This window comes from Azospirillum sp. B510 (assembly GCF_000010725.1).
GTDB lineage: Bacteria > Pseudomonadota > Alphaproteobacteria > Azospirillales > Azospirillaceae > Azospirillum > Azospirillum lipoferum_B.
Genome location: NC_013858.1, coordinates 230,047 through 246,580 on the forward strand (window position 1 = coordinate 230,047; position 16,534 = coordinate 246,580).

The 16,534-nt window shown below is 69.8% G+C and carries 16 protein-coding genes; 7 read left to right on the forward strand and 9 right to left on the reverse strand.

All coding sequences use genetic code 11. The features are described 5' to 3' along the window. Nucleotides 1-186: 186 nt before the first annotated feature. The 5 genes from AZL_RS28380 to AZL_RS28400 all read right to left on the reverse strand — a co-directional run bounded on the left by AZL_RS28380 (nucleotide 187) and on the right by AZL_RS28400 (nucleotide 4,762). On the reverse strand, nucleotides 187-855 hold the full coding sequence (locus AZL_RS28380) for a sugar transferase (RefSeq protein ID WP_052293797.1): 669 nt from the start codon (nucleotides 853-855) through the stop codon (nucleotides 187-189). 186 nt (nucleotides 856-1,041) lie between these two features. Further along, a complete protein-coding gene (hypE, locus tag AZL_RS28385; protein ID WP_012977837.1) occupies nucleotides 1,042-2,088 on the reverse strand; it encodes a hydrogenase expression/formation protein HypE in 1,047 nt (348 codons plus the stop codon). 46 nt (nucleotides 2,089-2,134) lie between these two features. Then, nucleotides 2,135-2,377, reverse strand: coding sequence for a HypC/HybG/HupF family hydrogenase formation chaperone (locus AZL_RS28390; protein WP_012977838.1), 243 nt, complete (start codon nucleotides 2,375-2,377; stop codon nucleotides 2,135-2,137). 16 nt (nucleotides 2,378-2,393) lie between these two features. Continuing rightward, nucleotides 2,394-3,458: a hydrogenase nickel incorporation protein HypB gene (gene hypB, locus AZL_RS28395; RefSeq protein ID WP_012977839.1), complete on the reverse strand. Its 1,065-nt coding sequence runs from the start codon at nucleotides 3,456-3,458 to the stop codon at nucleotides 2,394-2,396. A 107-nt stretch (nucleotides 3,459-3,565) separates the two neighbouring features. Next, the gene (locus AZL_RS28400) at nucleotides 3,566-4,762 is read right to left on the reverse strand and encodes a nickel-dependent hydrogenase large subunit (protein ID WP_148219701.1); all 1,197 of its coding nucleotides are present in this window, start codon (nucleotides 4,760-4,762) and stop codon (nucleotides 3,566-3,568) included. Nucleotides 4,763-5,035: 273 nt separating this feature from the next. Between AZL_RS28400 and AZL_RS28405 the strand changes: the two genes are divergently transcribed. The 6 genes from AZL_RS28405 to AZL_RS28430 all read left to right on the forward strand — a co-directional run bounded on the left by AZL_RS28405 (nucleotide 5,036) and on the right by AZL_RS28430 (nucleotide 9,746). Next, the gene (locus tag AZL_RS28405) at nucleotides 5,036-5,635 is read left to right on the forward strand and encodes a HupE/UreJ family protein (RefSeq protein ID WP_012977841.1); all 600 of its coding nucleotides are present in this window, start codon (nucleotides 5,036-5,038) and stop codon (nucleotides 5,633-5,635) included. A gap of 193 nt (nucleotides 5,636-5,828) precedes the next feature. Then, on the forward strand, nucleotides 5,829-6,662 hold the full coding sequence (locus AZL_RS28410; protein WP_012977842.1) for a DUF3618 domain-containing protein: 834 nt from the start codon (nucleotides 5,829-5,831) through the stop codon (nucleotides 6,660-6,662). 11 nt (nucleotides 6,663-6,673) lie between these two features. Next, nucleotides 6,674-7,735 carry a YihY/virulence factor BrkB family protein gene (locus AZL_RS28415; protein ID WP_012977843.1) on the forward strand — a complete coding sequence of 354 codons (1,062 nt, stop codon included), beginning with the start codon at nucleotides 6,674-6,676 and terminating at the stop codon, nucleotides 7,733-7,735. 281 nt (nucleotides 7,736-8,016) lie between these two features. Continuing rightward, on the forward strand, nucleotides 8,017-8,217 hold the full coding sequence (locus AZL_RS35925; protein ID WP_042446076.1) for a hypothetical protein: 201 nt from the start codon (nucleotides 8,017-8,019) through the stop codon (nucleotides 8,215-8,217). 198 nt (nucleotides 8,218-8,415) lie between these two features. Further along, a complete protein-coding gene (locus AZL_RS28425; protein WP_012977845.1) occupies nucleotides 8,416-9,114 on the forward strand; it encodes a hypothetical protein in 699 nt (232 codons plus the stop codon). Between the two features lie 59 nt (nucleotides 9,115-9,173). After that, the gene (locus AZL_RS28430) at nucleotides 9,174-9,746 is read left to right on the forward strand and encodes a HutD/Ves family protein (RefSeq protein WP_012977846.1); all 573 of its coding nucleotides are present in this window, start codon (nucleotides 9,174-9,176) and stop codon (nucleotides 9,744-9,746) included. Between the two features lie 124 nt (nucleotides 9,747-9,870). Here AZL_RS28430 and AZL_RS28435 read toward each other — a convergent pair whose 3' ends face one another. Continuing rightward, nucleotides 9,871-11,202, reverse strand: coding sequence for a GH1 family beta-glucosidase (locus tag AZL_RS28435; protein ID WP_012977847.1), 1,332 nt, complete (start codon nucleotides 11,200-11,202; stop codon nucleotides 9,871-9,873). A gap of 29 nt (nucleotides 11,203-11,231) precedes the next feature. After that, nucleotides 11,232-11,570, reverse strand: a complete 339-nt coding sequence (locus AZL_RS28440) for an acyl carrier protein (protein ID WP_012977848.1) — start codon at nucleotides 11,568-11,570, stop codon at nucleotides 11,232-11,234. Between the two features lie 294 nt (nucleotides 11,571-11,864). Here AZL_RS28440 and AZL_RS28445 point away from each other — a divergent pair, with 294 nt between their 5' ends. Beyond that, nucleotides 11,865-13,232, forward strand: a complete 1,368-nt coding sequence (locus AZL_RS28445) for a nucleobase:cation symporter-2 family protein (protein WP_042446079.1) — start codon at nucleotides 11,865-11,867, stop codon at nucleotides 13,230-13,232. Here the strand turns inward: AZL_RS28445 and AZL_RS28450 are convergent. Beyond that, entirely contained in the window at nucleotides 13,229-14,167 is a 939-nt protein-coding gene (locus tag AZL_RS28450; RefSeq protein WP_012977850.1) for an aromatic amino acid exporter YddG, read from the reverse strand. The two genes, AZL_RS28445 and AZL_RS28450, sit on opposite strands and share 4 nt — an antisense overlap. A gap of 132 nt (nucleotides 14,168-14,299) precedes the next feature. After that, the gene (locus AZL_RS28455; protein ID WP_012977851.1) at nucleotides 14,300-16,366 is read right to left on the reverse strand and encodes a putative bifunctional diguanylate cyclase/phosphodiesterase; all 2,067 of its coding nucleotides are present in this window, start codon (nucleotides 16,364-16,366) and stop codon (nucleotides 14,300-14,302) included. Nucleotides 16,367-16,534: the final 168 nt, after the last annotated feature.

The following is a 16,534-nucleotide window of genomic DNA, read 5'->3' on the forward strand; positions in this document are numbered from 1 at the left end:
TCCATTCTCAAAGTCCACCCCGATTTCGGCGGAAAGGCCGTGCCGGAGGAGGCATGGCGGGGCCGCGCGAAGGAGCGGCACTCCTGAAATGGGATGCGCGAACAAGGATGTCGCGCGCCCCGATGGGACGCGCGACGGATGCGGAGGGAGGAGCACCTTCGGAGGAGGGTGGGAGTGGGCGGGTGTTCAATAGGCGCCGCTGCCCTTCACCACGACGCGCACTGTGCGCAGCAGGATGCCGAGATCGCCCCAGAAGCTCCAGCCGACGACATAGGCGGTGTCGAGCTGGACGCGGCGCAGGTAATCGACGTCGCTGCGGCCGCTGACCTGCCACAGCCCGGTCAGGCCGGGGCGGCAGCGGGTGTAGAAGGGGAAGCAGGCGTGATAGTAGGACACCTCGTCGTCGATGATCGGACGGGGGCCGACCAGGCTCATGTCGCCGCGCAGGACGTTGATCAGCTGCGGCAGCTCGTCCAGGCTCGATTTGCGCAGGAAGCGGCCGACCGGGGTGATGCGCGGGTCGTTGCGCAGCTTGCGCGCCGCCAGCCATTCGGCGCGCGCCGTCTCGTCGGTGGCGAGCAGCCGTTCCAGAACCTCGGCGGAATTGACCACCATGGAGCGGAATTTCAGGCAGGTGAAGGAGCGGCCGTCGGCGCCGATGCGCCGGTGACCGAACACCGCCGGCCCGCCGTCGCGCGCCACCATCCAGGCCAGCACCAGCATCAGCGGCCCGAAGATGGCGAGCAGTCCCAGCGCGCCGACGATGTCGAAGGCGCGCTTGACGCGGTGCCGGTGCAGGGGCGGGCTGCCGGGAAGCCGGTCCATCGCCTGCATCGCCGACCGGGTTCCGGCCATCCGGCCGGGGTCCAGACGGGGAGCGCCCAAAAGAGCGATGTTTGACAATGCCATCTGTTCTCTCGTCGCTGATCGTCTCGGGTCAGAGCATAGGACCATCCGAGAGAGGCAACGGCCAGCGCGCGAAAGGGGTCCCGCCGATGGGACGGGATCCCTGGAGAGGGCGGGTTAGCCCGCCGGTACGGGTCAGCAAATGCGGGGAAGCTGTTCTCCGCTCAGCCAATCGACGATCCGGCGGCCGCCGAAGCGGGTCTCCATCTGGACGAAGCGGTGGGTGTCCTCCACCACCTGCCCGATGCAGGCGGCGTCGCGTCCCAGCGGGTGGTCGCGCATGACCGACAGCAGGCGGTCGCGCTCCTCCGGCGCGCAGATGGCGATCAGCTTGCCCTCGTTGGCGGCATAGAGCGGGTCTAGTCCCAGCAGCTCGCAGGCCGCCGCGACCTGCGCCCGCACCGGGATCTCGGCCTCGCGCAGCCGCATGCCGACGCCGGACTGGTGGGCGATCTCGTTCAGCGTCGTCGCCAGCCCGCCGCGGGTGGGATCGCGCAGCACATGGATGTCGGGCACCGCCGCCACCATCGCCGCGACCAGCCCGTTCAGCGCCGCGCTGTCGGACAGGATCGCCGTCTCGAATCCCAGATTGTCGCGGGTCGACATGATGGCGACGCCATGGTCGCCCATGGTGCCGCTGACCAGGATGGCGTCGCCCGGCCGCGCCCGGTCGCCCGAGGGGGCGACGCCGGGCGGCACCATGCCGATGCCGGTGGTGGTGATGAACAGGCCGTCGCCCTTGCCGCGCTCCACAACCTTGGTGTCGCCGGACACGATGGCGACCCCGGCGTCGCGCGCGGCGGCGGCCATGCTGTCGACCACCCGCTTCAGGTCGGCGAGCGGGAAGCCCTCCTCGATGATGAAGCCGGCGGTGAGGTGCAGCGGCACCGCGCCGGCCATGGCGACATCGTTCACCGTGCCGTGGACGGCCAGCGAGCCGATGTCGCCGCCGGGGAAGAACAGCGGAGAGACGACGAAGCCGTCGGTCGTCATCACCATGCGCCCGCCCGGCACGTCGAAGGCGGCCTGGTCGTTGCCCTGGTCGAGATACGGATTGGCGAAGGCGGCGGCGAACAGCTCGCGCACCAGCTGCGCCATCGCCTTGCCACCCGAACCGTGGGTCATGTCCACCGCCCCGCGGGCGATGTCGAGCTTGCGGGCGAACAGGCGGCGGTCGGTCATGGCGTGGGGTCCGGGCGGTCGGCGGGGGTGTCGGGAAGGGGAGGCGTCAGGCGGCCTCGGCGTCGCCCGCTTCGGCGGCGGCGACCTCGGCCAACAAAGCGAGCGTTCGCTCGGCCTCCTCGGCATCCAGGCGGGACAGGGCGTAGCCGACATGGACGATCACGTAATCGCCGACGGCGACCCCCTCCACCAGTTCCAGCGAACAGGTGGAGGTGACGCCGCCCAGGCTGACGGTGGCGCGGTCGTCGGGCAGCAGGGCGGTGACCAATGCTGGAACGGCAAGGCACATTGGGGCGGCTCTCCGGTCAGACGGCGGCGTATTGGGCGGCGGATTGGGGGGCGGCATGGGAGGCGCGGGCTTCCGCCAGCCCGTCGGCGATCCAGTCATACCACTCCTCCAGCCCCTGGCCGGTGGTGGCCGACAGCTGGATCACCGCCAGTGACGGGTTCAGGCGCTGGGCGTAGCCGATCATGCGCTCCACGTCGAAGCTGAGATGGGGCAGCAGGTCGATCTTGTTGACGACCAGCAGGTCGGCGCGGACGAACATGTCCGGGTATTTCAGCGGCTTGTCCTCGCCCTCCGTCACCGACAGCACGACGACGCGATGGGTCTCGCCCAGGTCGAAGCCGGCGGGGCAGACCAGATTGCCGACATTCTCGACGAACAGCACGCCGTCGCCGGCGAACCGCCCCTCGGCCGCCAGCCGGTCGGTGGCCTGCGCCACCATCGAGGCGTCGAGATGGCAGCCCTTGCCGGTGTTGACCTGCACCGCCGGGGTGCCGGTGGCGCGGATGCGGTCGGCGTCGAAGCTGGTCTGCTGGTCGCCCTCGATCACCGCGACCGGGAAACGGCCCTTCAGATCGGTCAGGCTGCGGGTCAGCAGCGTGGTCTTGCCCGAGCCGGGGCTGGACATCAGGTTCAGCACGAACACGCCCCGCTCGGCGAAGCGGCGGCGGTTGACGGCGGCCAGCCCGTCATTCTTGGCCAGGATGTCGCGTTCGATGGTGATCAGCCGCGGCTGGTTCAACGCGGCGCCGCCGTCGATGGCGTCGGCACGGTCGGGGGCGCGATTATGGTCATGGCTGTGGCCGTGATGGCGGTGATCATGCTCATGGTCATGCCCGTGGTCATGATGGCCGTGGCCGCCGTGGCTGTGGCGGTAGACCGTGCCGTCGGGGGCGACATGCTCATGAGCGCCCTCATGGGCGCCCTCAGGGGCGTCGTCGTGATGGTGATGGGCGTGGTGGTGCGCCTCGCCATGCCGGTGGCGGTAGACCTTGCCGTCCGGCCCGATATGCTCATGCTCGGCATCGGCGGCCTTGCCGTCGATCCGGGTCTCGCCCTCGCCGCATCCGCAAACCGTGCACATCCCGCGCTCTCCCGCTCAGTCGATCCGTACGCGCCAATCCGGCCTTCTTTCCCCGGCCCGCTTTCCCGACCATCATCGGTCCGCCCGCCGCCTTCGGCAAGCGATCGTCATTCGTGTACTTCTATGCCGCAGGCGACGCAGGGATCCAGCATCGCCACCAGCAGCCGCACCCGCAGGGCGGCATCGTCGCGGTCCCGCGCCGCCGCCCCCTCCAGCCCGCGCGCCAGCGGGCCGTCGGCGGCGAAATTCCAGTCGGTCGGCGCCACCATGCGGGCATCCGCCAGCCGCCCGTCGCCGTCCAGCCGCAGCCAATGGGCCAGCCGGCCGCGCGCCGTCTCGGCCACCCCGCATCCTTCGCCCAGTCCCGCCGATCCGGCGGCTGGCATGGTGACCGCCTCCGCGGGTCGCAGCTCGGCGATGGCCGCCTCCATCCGCCATGGCAGTCCCATCAGATCGGCGAGCCGCGCCGCGAACAGCCGGGCGAGCCCGTCGCCGAAGCGCTCCGTCACCGAGACGACCAGCGGATGCTCCGCCTGCCGCTCCAGCGGGCCGGTCAGCGCCGGGGCGCCGTCGAACCGGGGGCGGGTGGCGAAGGACGGGTCGCCCGACAGCGCCGCGGCGAAGCGGGCCGGCGAGCGTTCGGTCAGCAGAGCCACTCCGCCGGGGCCACGCGTGACCACTCCCCAGCCCGCCAGATCCGGCGACAGCAGCCGGGCCGCCAGCCGGGCCGCGTCGCTGCCGCCGCGCGCCGCCCAGGCGGCGAGGCCGTCGGCATCCCGCGGCGGCGGGCCGGCGAAGACGGCCTCCTCCAGCCAGCCGGCCATCCGTGCAAGCGCCGCCCGCAGGGCGGCATGATCCGGCCGCAGGGCGCCGCCGCCCGGCCGCAGCCCGTCCCTGGCGGGATAGAGCGCCGGCATGACCGCGGACACCGCCGCTCTCAAGGCGCGCAGATCCGCCGGCCGCGGCGGCGCGCCGAGGCGTGCCGGCCACTCGACCACCGCCTGCCAGCCATGGCTGTCCAGAGCCTCGGCATCGGTCAGCAGGCCGCGCGCCGTCTCGTGGGCGCCGGCATCGGTTCCCAGCGCCGCCTCGCAGGCGCGGGCGACGGCCAGTCCCTGGGCGCTGCCGCACAGGCTGAACAGCAGCGGCGCCAGCCGCGCCGCCTCCTCCGCCTTGCGCCCGACCAGGGCGGCGGCGGCGCGCGGGCGGCGGGTGGCGACCTCGGCCCGCCGGATGGTCCCGGTGCCGTCGAGCCACAGCCGGACGGACACCGATCCCTCTCCGGGCAATGGGGCTGCGCTCATCGAAATGTCCTGCGGGGAAAATCCTGCGGCGTCGGCGACCGGGGCCGCATCACGGCGTCCATCCTGACGGATCAGGATCATACCTCATTGACCTGCGTCAAAATACGTATGTCCGGCGGTGCCGAAATCCTGTCTCCTCCGTGGCCGAGGTGGCGCTTTCTGCTACACTCCGCATCAACCGTGCCCCGGCGCCCGGTCCTCCAGGCGCCTTTTCCACGCGTCGGGGAGGAGGATTCCGGGTGGGCGCGACACGACATCAGAGGATGCTTGTCCATGAAACGTTTCCCTCTCGCCTCGGCCGTCCTGCTGGCCGGGCTGGTGCTGCCGGCGGTCGCCGACGCCCACACCTTCGGTGCCCATGACGCCGGCTTCACCAACGGTTTCCTGCATCCGCTCGGCGGCTGGGACCATCTGATGGCCATGGTCGCGGTCGGGCTGTGGGCGGCGCAGCGCGGCGGTGCCGCCCTGTGGGCGCTGCCGGCGGCCTTCGTCACCGCCATGATGGGCGGCGGCCTCCTGGGCATGACCGGCGTCGCGCTGCCGGCGGTGGAGCTGTGGATCGCCGGCTCGGTGATCGCGCTGGGCGCCCTGGTCGCCGCGCAGTCGCGCCTGTCGCTGCCGCTGTCGCTGGTGGTGGTCGCGCTGTTCGCCCTGGCCCACGGCCATGCCCATGGCGTCGAGATGCCGGAGGCGGCGCATCCGCTGCTCTATGGTCTCGGGTTCGCGCTCGCCACGGCTCTGCTGCATGGTGCCGGCGTCGCCGCGGCCCTGTCGCTGCGCGGCGTCGCCCGCAAGGGCGCGGGCGCGCTCGTCCTGCGCGGCCTGGGTGCCGCCATCGGCCTGGGTGGCGTGGCGCTGGTCGCTCTCGCCTGATCCCACAACCTTCACCGGGGCCTTCATCCGGGGGTGGCCTCTGGCGGGGCTGGTCTCCGGGTTGGTCTCCGGGCTGCACAAGGGCCGGGCGGGCGACCGTCCGGCCCTTGTGCTGTGCGCGCCGTGTGTGCCGTGGGGAACAATCGGCCTCTCCCGCCGTTGCAAGCCGGCAGCCCCACAGGAGACGCCCGGCATGACTCATCCCGACGACGCCACACCGTCCGCCGCCTCTCCCGACACCACCACCCAGGCCCGCCGACCAGCCCGGCCCGACGAGATCGAACACGAAATCCGGTCGATCCGCGCCCGCATGGACCAGGTGATCGACGAGATCGAGTTCCGCCTGTCGCCCGGCCAGATGTCCGGTGGCGTGGCGCAGGTGGTGCGCGACGTGATCCAGGGCGGCGGAGACGGTCTTTCCGGCCGCATCGCCCGCGCGGTGCGCGCCAATCCGATCCCGGTGGCGCTGATCGGCGTCGGTGCGCTGTGGCTGGCCGCAGCGGTCGCCCGCAAGCCGGAATCGACGACGGAGTTCGATGATTACGCTCCGGATGGCCGCCGGCTCGACCCGCGCGGCCGCCATCTGCTGACCGACCTGATCGGCGCCTGCCGTGATGGCGCCGAGGCCTTCCGCCGCGCCGACATGACCATCGCCGATCCGTCGCTGTCCTCCCGGCTGGGCGCTCTGGCCGAGCAGCTCGACGGCAGCGCGTCGGCGCTGGACGGCGAGCTGCGGACCGGCGGCGGCTGGATCGAGACCGGCGGCGCTGGCGCCCGCCTCTGGTCGCCCATGCATGGCCTGGCGGCGGCCAGCGCCCGCGGCGTGATGGCCGGGGCCGGCGGGCCGGGCCGTCGCGGCGAGCTGCTGGCCCAGCTGGAAAGCGGGCTGGACGGCACGTTGTCGCTGTTCAGGGACGCCCTGCGCGACACGCCGGACGAGCATCTCCAGGTGGTGATCGGCGCCCAGTTCCACGCCATCGAAACCGTCCGCCACCGGGTCGGCGCGTTGCGCGAGGCGGTGGTCTGAGGAGGCGGGGCATGCTGGGATTGAGCCGCCGCCATCACTACGCGCACCGGAACCGCATGAGGGGGCTCCCCGCGGAGGACGCGGACACCGCGAATGACGCGGGCTGGAGCGGGGCCGGGCGGGGGCGGGGGGCGGACAGCCCGTCGGAGATTCCCAAAAAGGGCTGGAAGGACATCCTGCTGCGGGTGTGGGACGAGCAGAGCGGGGACAATGTGTCGATGCTGGCGGCTGGGGTGTCGTACTACGCCCTGCTCGCCATCTTTCCGGCCGTCGCGGCGCTGGTGTCGATCTTCGGCCTCGTCGCCGACCCGGCGATGATCGAGACCCAGCTGAGCCAGCTGCGCGGCCTGCTGCCGCCCGAAGCCCTGACCATCGTCAGCGACCAGGCGCGCAAGGTGGCGACGGCGCCGTCCCAGGGGCTGGGGTTCGGCCTGATCTTCGGCCTGCTGCTGACCCTGTGGAGCGCGTCGCGTGGCACCAACTCGCTGGTGACCGCGCTCAACATCGCCTATGGCGAGAAGGAGACGCGCGGCTTCCTCATGCTGGCGGCGCTGTCGATGGGGCTGACGGTGGCCGGGTTGCTATTCGTCATCGTCGCCATGGCTTTGATCATCGCCGTCCCCGCCGCCATCGCCATCGTCGGGTTGCAGGACACGCCGGCCGGCTGGATCGCCAACCTCGCCCGCTGGCCGATCCTGGCGGCCGCGATCATGCTGGCGCTCGCCGTCTTCTACCGCTATGCCCCCGACCGCCGCGAGCCGCGATGGCGCTGGGTCACCTGGGGATCGGCGATGGCGACGATGGTCTGGCTGCTGGGGTCGCTGGGATTTTCCGTCTATGTCTCCAACTTCGGCAGCTACAACGAGACCTACGGGTCGGTCGGCGCCGTCGTCATCCTGCTGCTGTGGTTCAACCTGACCTCCTATGTCGTGTTGCTGGGGGCGGAGCTGAACGCGGAGATCGAGCATCAGACCGCCCGCGACACCACCACCCGCGACGGCCGGCCGGCCCGTCCGATGGGCCGGCGCGACGCCTATGTCGCCGACACCGTGGGGGGGCGCAAAGCGGGGTGAAAGGGGCGTCAAATTGTCCCTTGGCAGGGCCGTGCCCACGCGCTATGGTCTGGACCATGCAACAGGCGCTTTCCATCGCGTCCTCCGGACGCTCCCGATACTTTGGCCGCTGGTTTCGTTCGGCGGCCTAGGAACGCGCATTGTCGCTCACTCCCGAAGCCGCCCGGACCGATCCGCGGCGGCTTTCGCGTTTGTGACTCTGGCCCTTGGCGGGCTTCACATCCTCAAAATCCGAACACGGGCGACCCGGGCGGCCTCACCACACGCCAAGAGAGGTTGTCATGTTCGATTTCGATGTCGTCACCGGCCCCGCCCAGCCGCCCCATTGCCCGCTTGCCGCCGAGATCGCCGCCGAGATCGCCGGCCAGTCCGGCGCCCTGGCGGTTCCCGAGTCGCTGCCGCAGCCGGCTTCCCCCGGCGCGGGAGCCGCCGGCCGCCGGCCGGACCGGCATCCCATCATGGAGGAAAAGCGGCGATCCTGAGCGGGATCGGGCGTCTACCGTGGCTTGCGGGTTCCGCATTCCAGCTTTCGACCAAAAAAATCACGAATCCCACCTATGTTCCGCCGGCTGTTGTCGTATACTGTGTCTGGGCGGACCTGTCCGCATGGCGGCTTCGGCCGGCGGGGGCCTTGGTGGGTCTCGGGTGTGATGGTCGGATCGGGAGAAGGATGACGGATCATGGCGGATGATGCTCTCTCAAGCGTCAACTCTATGGTTTCCAGCCTCAACGCGTCGATCAACAACGCGGTCGAGGCGATCAAGAAATCGCAGAGCAACCAGGCTGTCGGCGAGGTCCAGAGTTTCTCCAAGACGGTCAAGAAGTCGCCGCTGACCACCACGGGCGGCGCCACCGACATCGGCACGCTCGTCAAGAATGTCAGCCGCCTGAATGTCGCCAGCACGCTGGCGGCGAACGACAAGGTCGATTTCTACAAGTTCAAGGCCACGAACAAAGGCGAGCTGACGATGGGGCAGGTCGGCGATGACGGCGTGCGCATCCAGCTGATGAACAATCTGGGGCGCGTGCTGGCCGACAGCGACCCGAAGTCCGGTGACGACTACAAGGCCTTCAAGCAGATGCAGGCCGGCAACCTGACGATCGACAAGGGCGACTACACGATCCGCGTCAGCCGCGACAAGGGCCAGCCCGACAAGGACCCCAAGAACTACGCCATGCAGCTGGTGATGGGGAACTACAGCAAGGATTACGACACGGTCGCCAAGCAGCCGGCCAAGGGCGATACCGGCCTGTCGCTGTCCACCGGCCAGCAGGCGATGCTCGACGGGCTGAACCAGGCCATCGGCAGCATGAACTCCATTCCCACCGGCGAGACCGGCACGCAGAAACTGATGGGCAGCTTCAGCCTGTTCGTTTGAAGCGTGCCGCGGCATCCATGCTATGACGGAACGGAGCAGATCCGTTCCGGAGCATCATCGTGGCGTCCATCACGCGCCTGACCCCCGCCGACCATCGCCGCGTGCCCTGGAAGAATGGTGGCGGCGTCACCACCGAACTGGCGGTTGAACCGACTGCGGATGGCCGGTTCGCTTGGCGTGTCAGCATCGCCGACGTCGTCGAGCCCGGTCCCTTTTCCGCCTTTCCCGGTTATGACCGGCTGATCGCCGTGGTGGAGGGCGATGGCATGCGCCTGTCGGTCGATGGCGCGCCGCCGGTCGAACGCCGCCGTCTGGACCCCGCCTTCGCCTTCCCCGGCGAGGCGCCGGTGTGGTGCGAGCCGACCGCCGGCCCGATCCGCGACGTCAACCTGATGCTGGATCGCGCCTCGGCGGCCGGCACGCTGACCCTGCTTGCCGGAACGGCCGCTCGGCGGGTGGCCGGCGATGTGCTGCTGGTCCACGCCCTGGCCGGAGCCTTGACCGTGATCCCTGAGGGTGGAGAGGCTATGCCGCTTCCTGCCGGCCATAGCCTGCTGCTGCGCGATGCGGCGGCCGTGATCGAGCTGGCGGCGGGCGGCGAGGGCGTCTGCGCGGAGGTCCGGCGGCGTTAGAGTGCGTCTGAAGCGATCGCACTCTATAGCGTTGTGCGTTTAATATGAAACGCACAACGCTATAGCTTTATGTCTGACGATCGGATTCACGCTTCAAATCGATTCCGATTTTACGCGATCCGATCTAAGCCTTCGCCTTCCGGATCAGGTCGGCATACCAGCGCGCCGAGTCCTTCGGTGTGCGGGCCAGGGTCTGGAAATCGACATGGACGATGCCGAAGCGTTGGCCATAGCCGCTGCCCCATTCGAAATTGTCGAGCAGCGACCAGACGAAATAGCCGCGGACGTCGGCGCCCCGTGCCATCGCCTCGCGCATCGCCGCGTTGTAGATGGTCAGATAGGCGATGCGGTGCGGGTCGTGCACGGCGCCGTCGGGGCTGACGCTGTCGCTGCCGCCGCAGCCGTTTTCGGTCACCACGATGGGCAGGCGGTAACGGCGCTGGATGGTCAGCAGCTCGTCCCGGAAGGCGCCGGGGAAGATCGCCCAGCCGACGCCATGGGTCGGCGAATCGGGCGGGGCGTCGCCCCAGCCATAGCCCCAGATCCGGGTCGGGTCGGCCTTGGCGAAGATCGGGCCGTAATGGTTCAGCCCGAACCAATCCACCGGCCGGGCGATGCGGGCCATGTCGCCGGGCCGGACATGGGGTTCGATGGCGGTGGCGGTCTGCGGCGGGTAGTGGCCGAGGATCTGCGGGTCGCAGAACACCAGATTCCAATGCTCGTCCAGCAGGGCGGCGGCGGCGCGGTTCTCCGGCGTGTCGGTTTCCGGGATCACGACCTGCCGGTTGTGGATGGCGCCGATCGAGGCCCCCGGCACCATGTCGCGCAGCACCTCCACCCCGGCGCCATGGGCGAGGTTGACATGATGGATGGCGCGCAGATGCTGCGCCCGGTCGACGATGCCCGGCGCCGCCCAGGGAATCGCGTAGCCGAACAGGGTGAAGACCGAGAATTCGTTGAAGGTGATCCAGCGCTTCACCCGGTCGCCATAGCGCCGGGCGCAGAGTGCCGCATAGTCGGCGTACCAGCCGGCGCAGTCGCGCGACGACCAGCCGCCCAGGTCGTGAAGCGCCTGCGGCAAATCCCAGTGATAGAGGCAGAGCCAGGGCTCGATCCCCGACTCCAGAAGCCGGTCGATCAGCCGGTCGTAGAAATCCAGTCCCGCCTCGTTCACCGCGCCCTTGCCGCGTGGCATCACCCTGGGCCAGGAGACGGAGAAGCGGTAGGCGTCGACCCCCAGCCCCGTCATCAGCGCCACATCCTCCGGCATGCGGTGGTAATGGTCGCAGGCGACGTCGCCGGTGTCGCCGTTCATCACCCCGCCCCGGGTGCGGCAGCGCAGGTCCCAGATGCTGGCGCCGCGCCCATCCGCCGCCGCCGCCCCTTCGATCTGGTAGGCGGAGGTGGAAACGCCCCAGGTGAAGCCGGGCGGGTAGGGGGGAACGGCGTCCGTCATGTGGCGTCCGTCAGGCGCTGTTGGTCAGGTCAGGCGGCGATCTGGTTGATGTCGCGGCAGCGGGACTCGAAGGCGTCGGAGATGAATTCGGGGCGCTTGTAATAACCCTTGATCCAGCTCGCCAGAAGGCACAGCTCCTCCAACTTCACCAGCTCGTCCAGCGTTCCGTCCGGAAAGCGGATCTCGAAGCTTTCGGAGATGTATTCCAGCACCTGCTCGACCTGGTCGATGGAGAGCTGGATGTCGGTCTCCAGCGTCGCGTTCCGGGTCAGCAGAGCCTCGTCGACGCCATATTCGTCGCGGATCAGCTTCACGATCCAGCGGAACATGTGCATCCAGTTGGACACACCCTCGATCGACTTGCTCATCGCGACTGCTCGGCTTTCGGGGTTGCGCGAAAGGGGTAGGCGAAAGGGACTGTACGCACCGATGGTTAAAGAATAACGCAGCCCCTATGCGGGTCTCCAGCCGGACGCGGCAAAAAATCGCGCGGGATCTGCCACCTGTGGGGGCAAGGGTGGTGGGGCATGCCGCAATCTTGTGCAGCGGCGCTGCCGGGAGGCGGCCTGGGCGCTGCCTGGGCGCTGTCGGGGCCATGGTCCGGCGGGGCGGCACGCTCCATGCAGGATCGGACCGATCCATCGGACAGCGAGGCTTCCGCCATGACAAGCGCCGGCATCCCCCCTGACGTCCATCCCGTCGACGCGGTGCTGCCGCCCTGGCGGCTGCTGGCGTTGGGGGTGCAGCATGTGCTGGTGATGTATGCCGGGGCCATCGCGGTGCCGCTGATCATCGGCGGGGCGTTGAAGCTGCACAAGGATCAGGTCGCCATGCTGATCAACGCCGACCTGTTCGCCTGCGGCGTGGTCACGCTGATCCAGGCGGTGGGGGTCTGGCGATTCGGCATCCGGCTGCCGATCATGATGGGCGTCACCTTCGCCGCCGTCGGGCCGATGGTGGCGATGGCGGCCAACCCCTCGCTGGGGCTGCTGGGGATCTATGGCGCGGTGATCGGGTCGGGTGTCTTCGCCATGCTGGCGGCGCCGTTGGTCGGCCGGCTGCTGCCGCTGTTCCCGCCGGTGGTGACCGGCAGCGTCATCGCCATCATCGGCGTCTCGCTGATGCGGGTCGGGGTGGGCTGGGCCGGCGGCGGGGTCGGCAACCCGCGTTTCGGCGATCCCGCCTTTCTCGGCGTGGCGGCCTTCGTGCTGCTGGTGATCCTGGCGCTGATGAAGCATGGCCGCGGTTTCGTCCGCAATGTCGCGGTGCTGCTGGGGCTGGTGGCCGGGATGCTGCTGGCGATGGCGCTCGGCATGGTCGATTTTCAAGGGCTGGGGGAGGCGCCCTGGGTGGCGGCGGTCCAGCCCTTCCAGTTCGGGATGCCGGTCTTCGACCCCGTCGCCATCCTGACCATGGCGCTGGTGATGATCGTGGTGATGATCGAATCGACCGGCATGTTCCTGGCGGTCGGCGACATGGTCGGCCGCCCGGTGAGCCGGGAGGATCTGGTGCGCGGCCTGCGCACCGACGGGCTGGGCACGCTGATCGGCGGCGTGTTCAACACCTTCCCCTACACCTCCTTCTCGCAGAATGTCGGGCTGGTCGGGGTGACCGGCGTGCGCAGCCGCTGGGTCTGCGCGGCGGGCGGGGTGATCCTGCTGCTGCTGGGGCTGCTGCCGAAGCTGGCCCATGTGGTGGCGTCGGTGCCGGCCTTCGTGCTGGGCGGGGCCGGGCTGGTGATGTTCGGCATGGTGGCGGCGACCGGCGTGAAGATCCTGGCGCAGGTCGATTTCGCCGGCCGGCGCGAGAATCTGATCGTGGTGGCGGTCAGCGTCGGCGTCGGGCTGATCCCGCTGGTGTCGGAGAAATTCTTCTCGCAGATGCCGGCCATCCTGTCGCCGCTTCTGCACAGCGGCATCCTGCTCGGCACCCTGACGGCGGTGGCGCTGAACTGGTACTTCAACGGTCTGGCCGGCGCCGACCGCGCCCGCCAGGAGGTCGCCGCCGCCGCGCACGGGGTGGAGGCTTAAGCCTTGCCCCGCAGCAGATCGGTGCTGGCGAGCAGCGAGCCGCCGGCGATCAGGGCGCAGGCGACCCAGATGATCGCCGAATTGGCGGCGAGACCGAACAGGACCAGCAGCAGGGTGGACAGCAGCGGCGCCAGATAGGACAGCGCTCCCAGCGCCCGGATGTCGCCGTGGCGCACGCCATGATCCCAGACGAAGAAGGCCGCCCCCACCGGCCCCAGCCCGAGCAGCAGCAGCGCCCCCCAGCCGGTGGCGGTCTCCGGCCAAACCGTCCGTTCCAGTGCCAGATGGCAGAGCAGCGACAGCAGCGCGGTGACGAGACAGAAGGCGCTGACCGCGTCGGTCGGCGCCTCGCCGATCTGGCCCAGCCGGCGGCGCAGCACCGAATAGCCGGCCCAGGTGACGGCGCTCGCCAGGGCGGCGGCATAGCCCGGCAGATGGGCCGGGTCGATGGAGAAACCGCCCACCGCGCCGCCGCGCGCGATCAGCAGAACCGTGCCCGCCAGCCCGGCGACGGCGCCGCCGACATGCCAGGACCGCAGCCGCTCGCCCGGCAGCAGGGCGGAGAACAGCACGATCAGCAGCGGCCACAGATAGTTGATCAGGTTGGCCTCCACCGGCGGGGCCGTCCGCAGCGCCATGAAATAGAGGAAATGGAAGCCGAACAGTCCCCCCACCCCCAGCGCCCAGGCCGCGAGGGGCTGGCGGAAATAGCGCAGCGGATTGTCGCCGCGCGCGAAGGTCCAGCCGCTGCCGACCAGGAAGGCCAGCAGGAAGGAGGTCGCCACCAATTGGAACGGCGGCACCATCGAGGCCAGCGTCGCCAGCGGGGCCAGCGTCGCCCACATCAGGATGGCGGTGAAGCCGATCAGCGTGGCCCGGTTGGCGGAGCGGCGGTCGGGCCGGGCGGAGGGGGCGGCGGAGGAGGAGACGGTCATGGAGGGCATCGGTCGGTTGGCGGGGAGGCGGTTGGCGCAGGCGCCGACCATAGCCGGCCGGCGGCCGGCTGTCTTGACCGGGGCTCCGCCGCGCATTGACCGGTTCTCCGGCCCAACCTCAGGCCGTCTCCCTCAGGCCGTCATCGGCAGGACCTCGTCGCGGGCGAAGGCGGTCATCACCATCGCCTCCGCCGAGTCGGCGCTCAGCGGACGGGAAATCAGATAGCCTTGCAGGTAGTCGCAGCCGGCCTCGGCCAGCCAATGCCGTTGCTCGGCGGTCTCCACCCCTTCCGCCACGGTCGACAGCATCAGCCGCTGGGCGAGCGCGATGACGGTGGAGGCGATGTCGGGCGCATGCGGCAGGTCGTTGATGAAACTGCGGTCGATCTTCAGCACATCCACCGGCAGCTGGCGCAGATAGGCCAGCGAGGAATAACCGGTGCCGAAATCGTCGATGGCGATGCGCACCCCCAACCCCCGCAGGCGGTTCAAGGTCGGCAGGTGGTGGCGCACATCCTTCATGATCACCGTCTCGGTGATCTCCAACTCCAGCAACTCGGGCGGCGTGCCGTGGCGTTGCAGGATCTGCTCGACCTGCCGGGCGAATGCGGGATCGGCGAGCTGGTGGGCGGAGACATTGACCGCCACCGGCACCGGGCCATGGTCCAGCGCCCAGCGGGTGGCGGTGCGGCAGGCTTCCTCCAGCACCCAGTGGCCGATCTCGATGATCAGGCCGGTATCCTCGGCCACCGGGATGAAGTCGGCCGGCGAGATCGCCGCCCCTTCGTGCCGCCAGCGGATCAGGGCCTCGAACCCGGTCAGCCGGCCGCTCGCCGCCTCGATTTTCGGCTGATAGACCAGCTCGAAACACCGGGCCGCCACCGCCTCGCGCAGGCCGGATTCCAGCCGCAGCCGGGTCTGGGCCCGATCGGTCATGTCGCGGGTGTAGAAGACGAAGCGGTCGCCGCCGGCCGCCTTGGCCGCCTGCATCGCCGAATCGGCCATCCGCATCAGGTTGGTGCTGTCGGGGGAGTCCCCGGCCGGCGCCGCGGGATGGAGGGCGATGCCGATGCTGGCGGTGAGATGGACGCGATGCTCCCCCACCTCGCGCAGGGAGGACAGGTCGTTCAGCAGCCGCCGCGCCACCATCGCCGCCTCGTCGCGGTCGGCGACACGCTCCAGCACCACCAGGAACTCGTCGCCGCCGAGCCGGCCGACGGTGTCGCAGCGGCGCACGCTGGCGCCCAACCGCTCCGCCACCCGGCACAGCAGCAGGTCGCCGATGCCGTGGCCCAGGCTGTCATTGACGCGCTTGAAGCGGTCGAGGTCGACATACAGCACGGCCAGCCGGCCCGCACCCGACGCGCGCGCGCGGTTCGCCAGCTCGATGGCGTGATCGAGCCGGTCGAGCAGCAGGGCGCGGTTCGCCAGCCCGGTCAGTGGGCAGCGCGTCGCCATCCGCCGCAGTTCGTCATGCTCGCGTTCCAGCAGGGTCAGGGTGTGGTTGAAACGGGCGATGACGAAGCCCAGCTCGTCGTCGGCATGGCCGCGCGGCACCACCAGCGGCTGGCCATAGGGCTTTTCCGGATCGATGCGGGCGACGGCGCGGCCGATCTGTAGCAGCGGGCGGGTCAGAAGCCGGTGGAACACCGCCGCCATCGCCAGCCCGATCAGCAGGTTGCGCAGGGTTCCCGCCACCAGCGCCGCCGAGACATAGGCGAGGAAGCCGTTCGCCGCCCGTCCGGTGTCGATGCCGACGATCAGCCGTCCGATGCGCGGGGCGTCCGTCGTCCTGGGGGCGTCCGCCGGGAGCGTCAGGTCACGGATCACCGCCGGCCGGTCGAGGAAGAGCAGCGCCGTCGCCGCGCGCTCCAGCAGACCGGCCGGTTTTGCCGGACGCTCGCGGCGGGCCAGCAGCGTGCCGTCGCCCAAGCGGATCTCGGCCCAGGCGGCATTGGCCCGGACCATGCCCTGGAGAATCTGTCCCGCCAGCTCCTCGTCGATCAGCCAGGCGGCACTAGCCGCCGGTCCCTCGACCAGCGTGATGACATCCTCTACCTGCGTCACGGCCCGGGTCCGTTCGCGGCTGGCGCTCGAAGCGAATTCGACCGTGGTGATGGTCAGACCGATGACGAAGGCGGCGAGCACCGCATGAATCGCCTGCTTCAGCGTCAGGCTGCGCAGGACAGGGGTCGCCATCGCACCGTTCCTCGACCGGAGGTTCCATATCACCCTTCTGTCGGGAGTAACCCATTCGGCAGAGGTGGTGAACCGACGCATTAGTAGCGCGGGCGATTACTATAGAGCGGCGGTTTTATGAATTTTCTGTAACAGGCAGCCCCTTCCATTGCTGGCAATGCATATTGC

Bases quoted from the DNA above. Each gene is read 5' to 3' on its own strand.
- AZL_RS28425 (WP_012977845.1), top strand. From the start codon at position 8,416: ATGGCGGATGATGCTCTCTCAAGCGTCAACTCTATGGTTTCCAGCCTC.
- AZL_RS28450 (WP_012977850.1), bottom strand. From the start codon at position 14,167: ATGACCGTCTCCTCCTCCGCCGCCCCCTCCGCCCGGCCCGACCGCCGC.
- AZL_RS28440 (WP_012977848.1), bottom strand. From the start codon at position 11,570: ATGAGCAAGTCGATCGAGGGTGTGTCCAACTGGATGCACATGTTCCGC.
- hypB (WP_012977839.1), bottom strand. From the start codon at position 3,458: ATGTGCACGGTTTGCGGATGCGGCGAGGGCGAGACCCGGATCGACGGC.
- AZL_RS28415 (WP_012977843.1), top strand. From the start codon at position 6,674: ATGCTGGGATTGAGCCGCCGCCATCACTACGCGCACCGGAACCGCATG.
- AZL_RS28390 (WP_012977838.1), bottom strand. From the start codon at position 2,377: ATGTGCCTTGCCGTTCCAGCATTGGTCACCGCCCTGCTGCCCGACGAC.
- AZL_RS28400 (WP_148219701.1), bottom strand. From the start codon at position 4,762: ATGAGCGCAGCCCCATTGCCCGGAGAGGGATCGGTGTCCGTCCGGCTG.
- AZL_RS28445 (WP_042446079.1), top strand. From the start codon at position 11,865: ATGACAAGCGCCGGCATCCCCCCTGACGTCCATCCCGTCGACGCGGTG.
- AZL_RS28380 (WP_052293797.1), bottom strand. From the start codon at position 855: ATGGCCGGAACCCGGTCGGCGATGCAGGCGATGGACCGGCTTCCCGGC.
- AZL_RS28455 (WP_012977851.1), bottom strand. From the start codon at position 16,366: ATGGCGACCCCTGTCCTGCGCAGCCTGACGCTGAAGCAGGCGATTCAT.
- AZL_RS35925 (WP_042446076.1), top strand. From the start codon at position 8,017: ATGTTCGATTTCGATGTCGTCACCGGCCCCGCCCAGCCGCCCCATTGC.
- hypE (WP_012977837.1), bottom strand. From the start codon at position 2,088: ATGACCGACCGCCGCCTGTTCGCCCGCAAGCTCGACATCGCCCGCGGG.
- AZL_RS28435 (WP_012977847.1), bottom strand. From the start codon at position 11,202: ATGACGGACGCCGTTCCCCCCTACCCGCCCGGCTTCACCTGGGGCGTT.
- AZL_RS28405 (WP_012977841.1), top strand. From the start codon at position 5,036: ATGAAACGTTTCCCTCTCGCCTCGGCCGTCCTGCTGGCCGGGCTGGTG.
- AZL_RS28410 (WP_012977842.1), top strand. From the start codon at position 5,829: ATGACTCATCCCGACGACGCCACACCGTCCGCCGCCTCTCCCGACACC.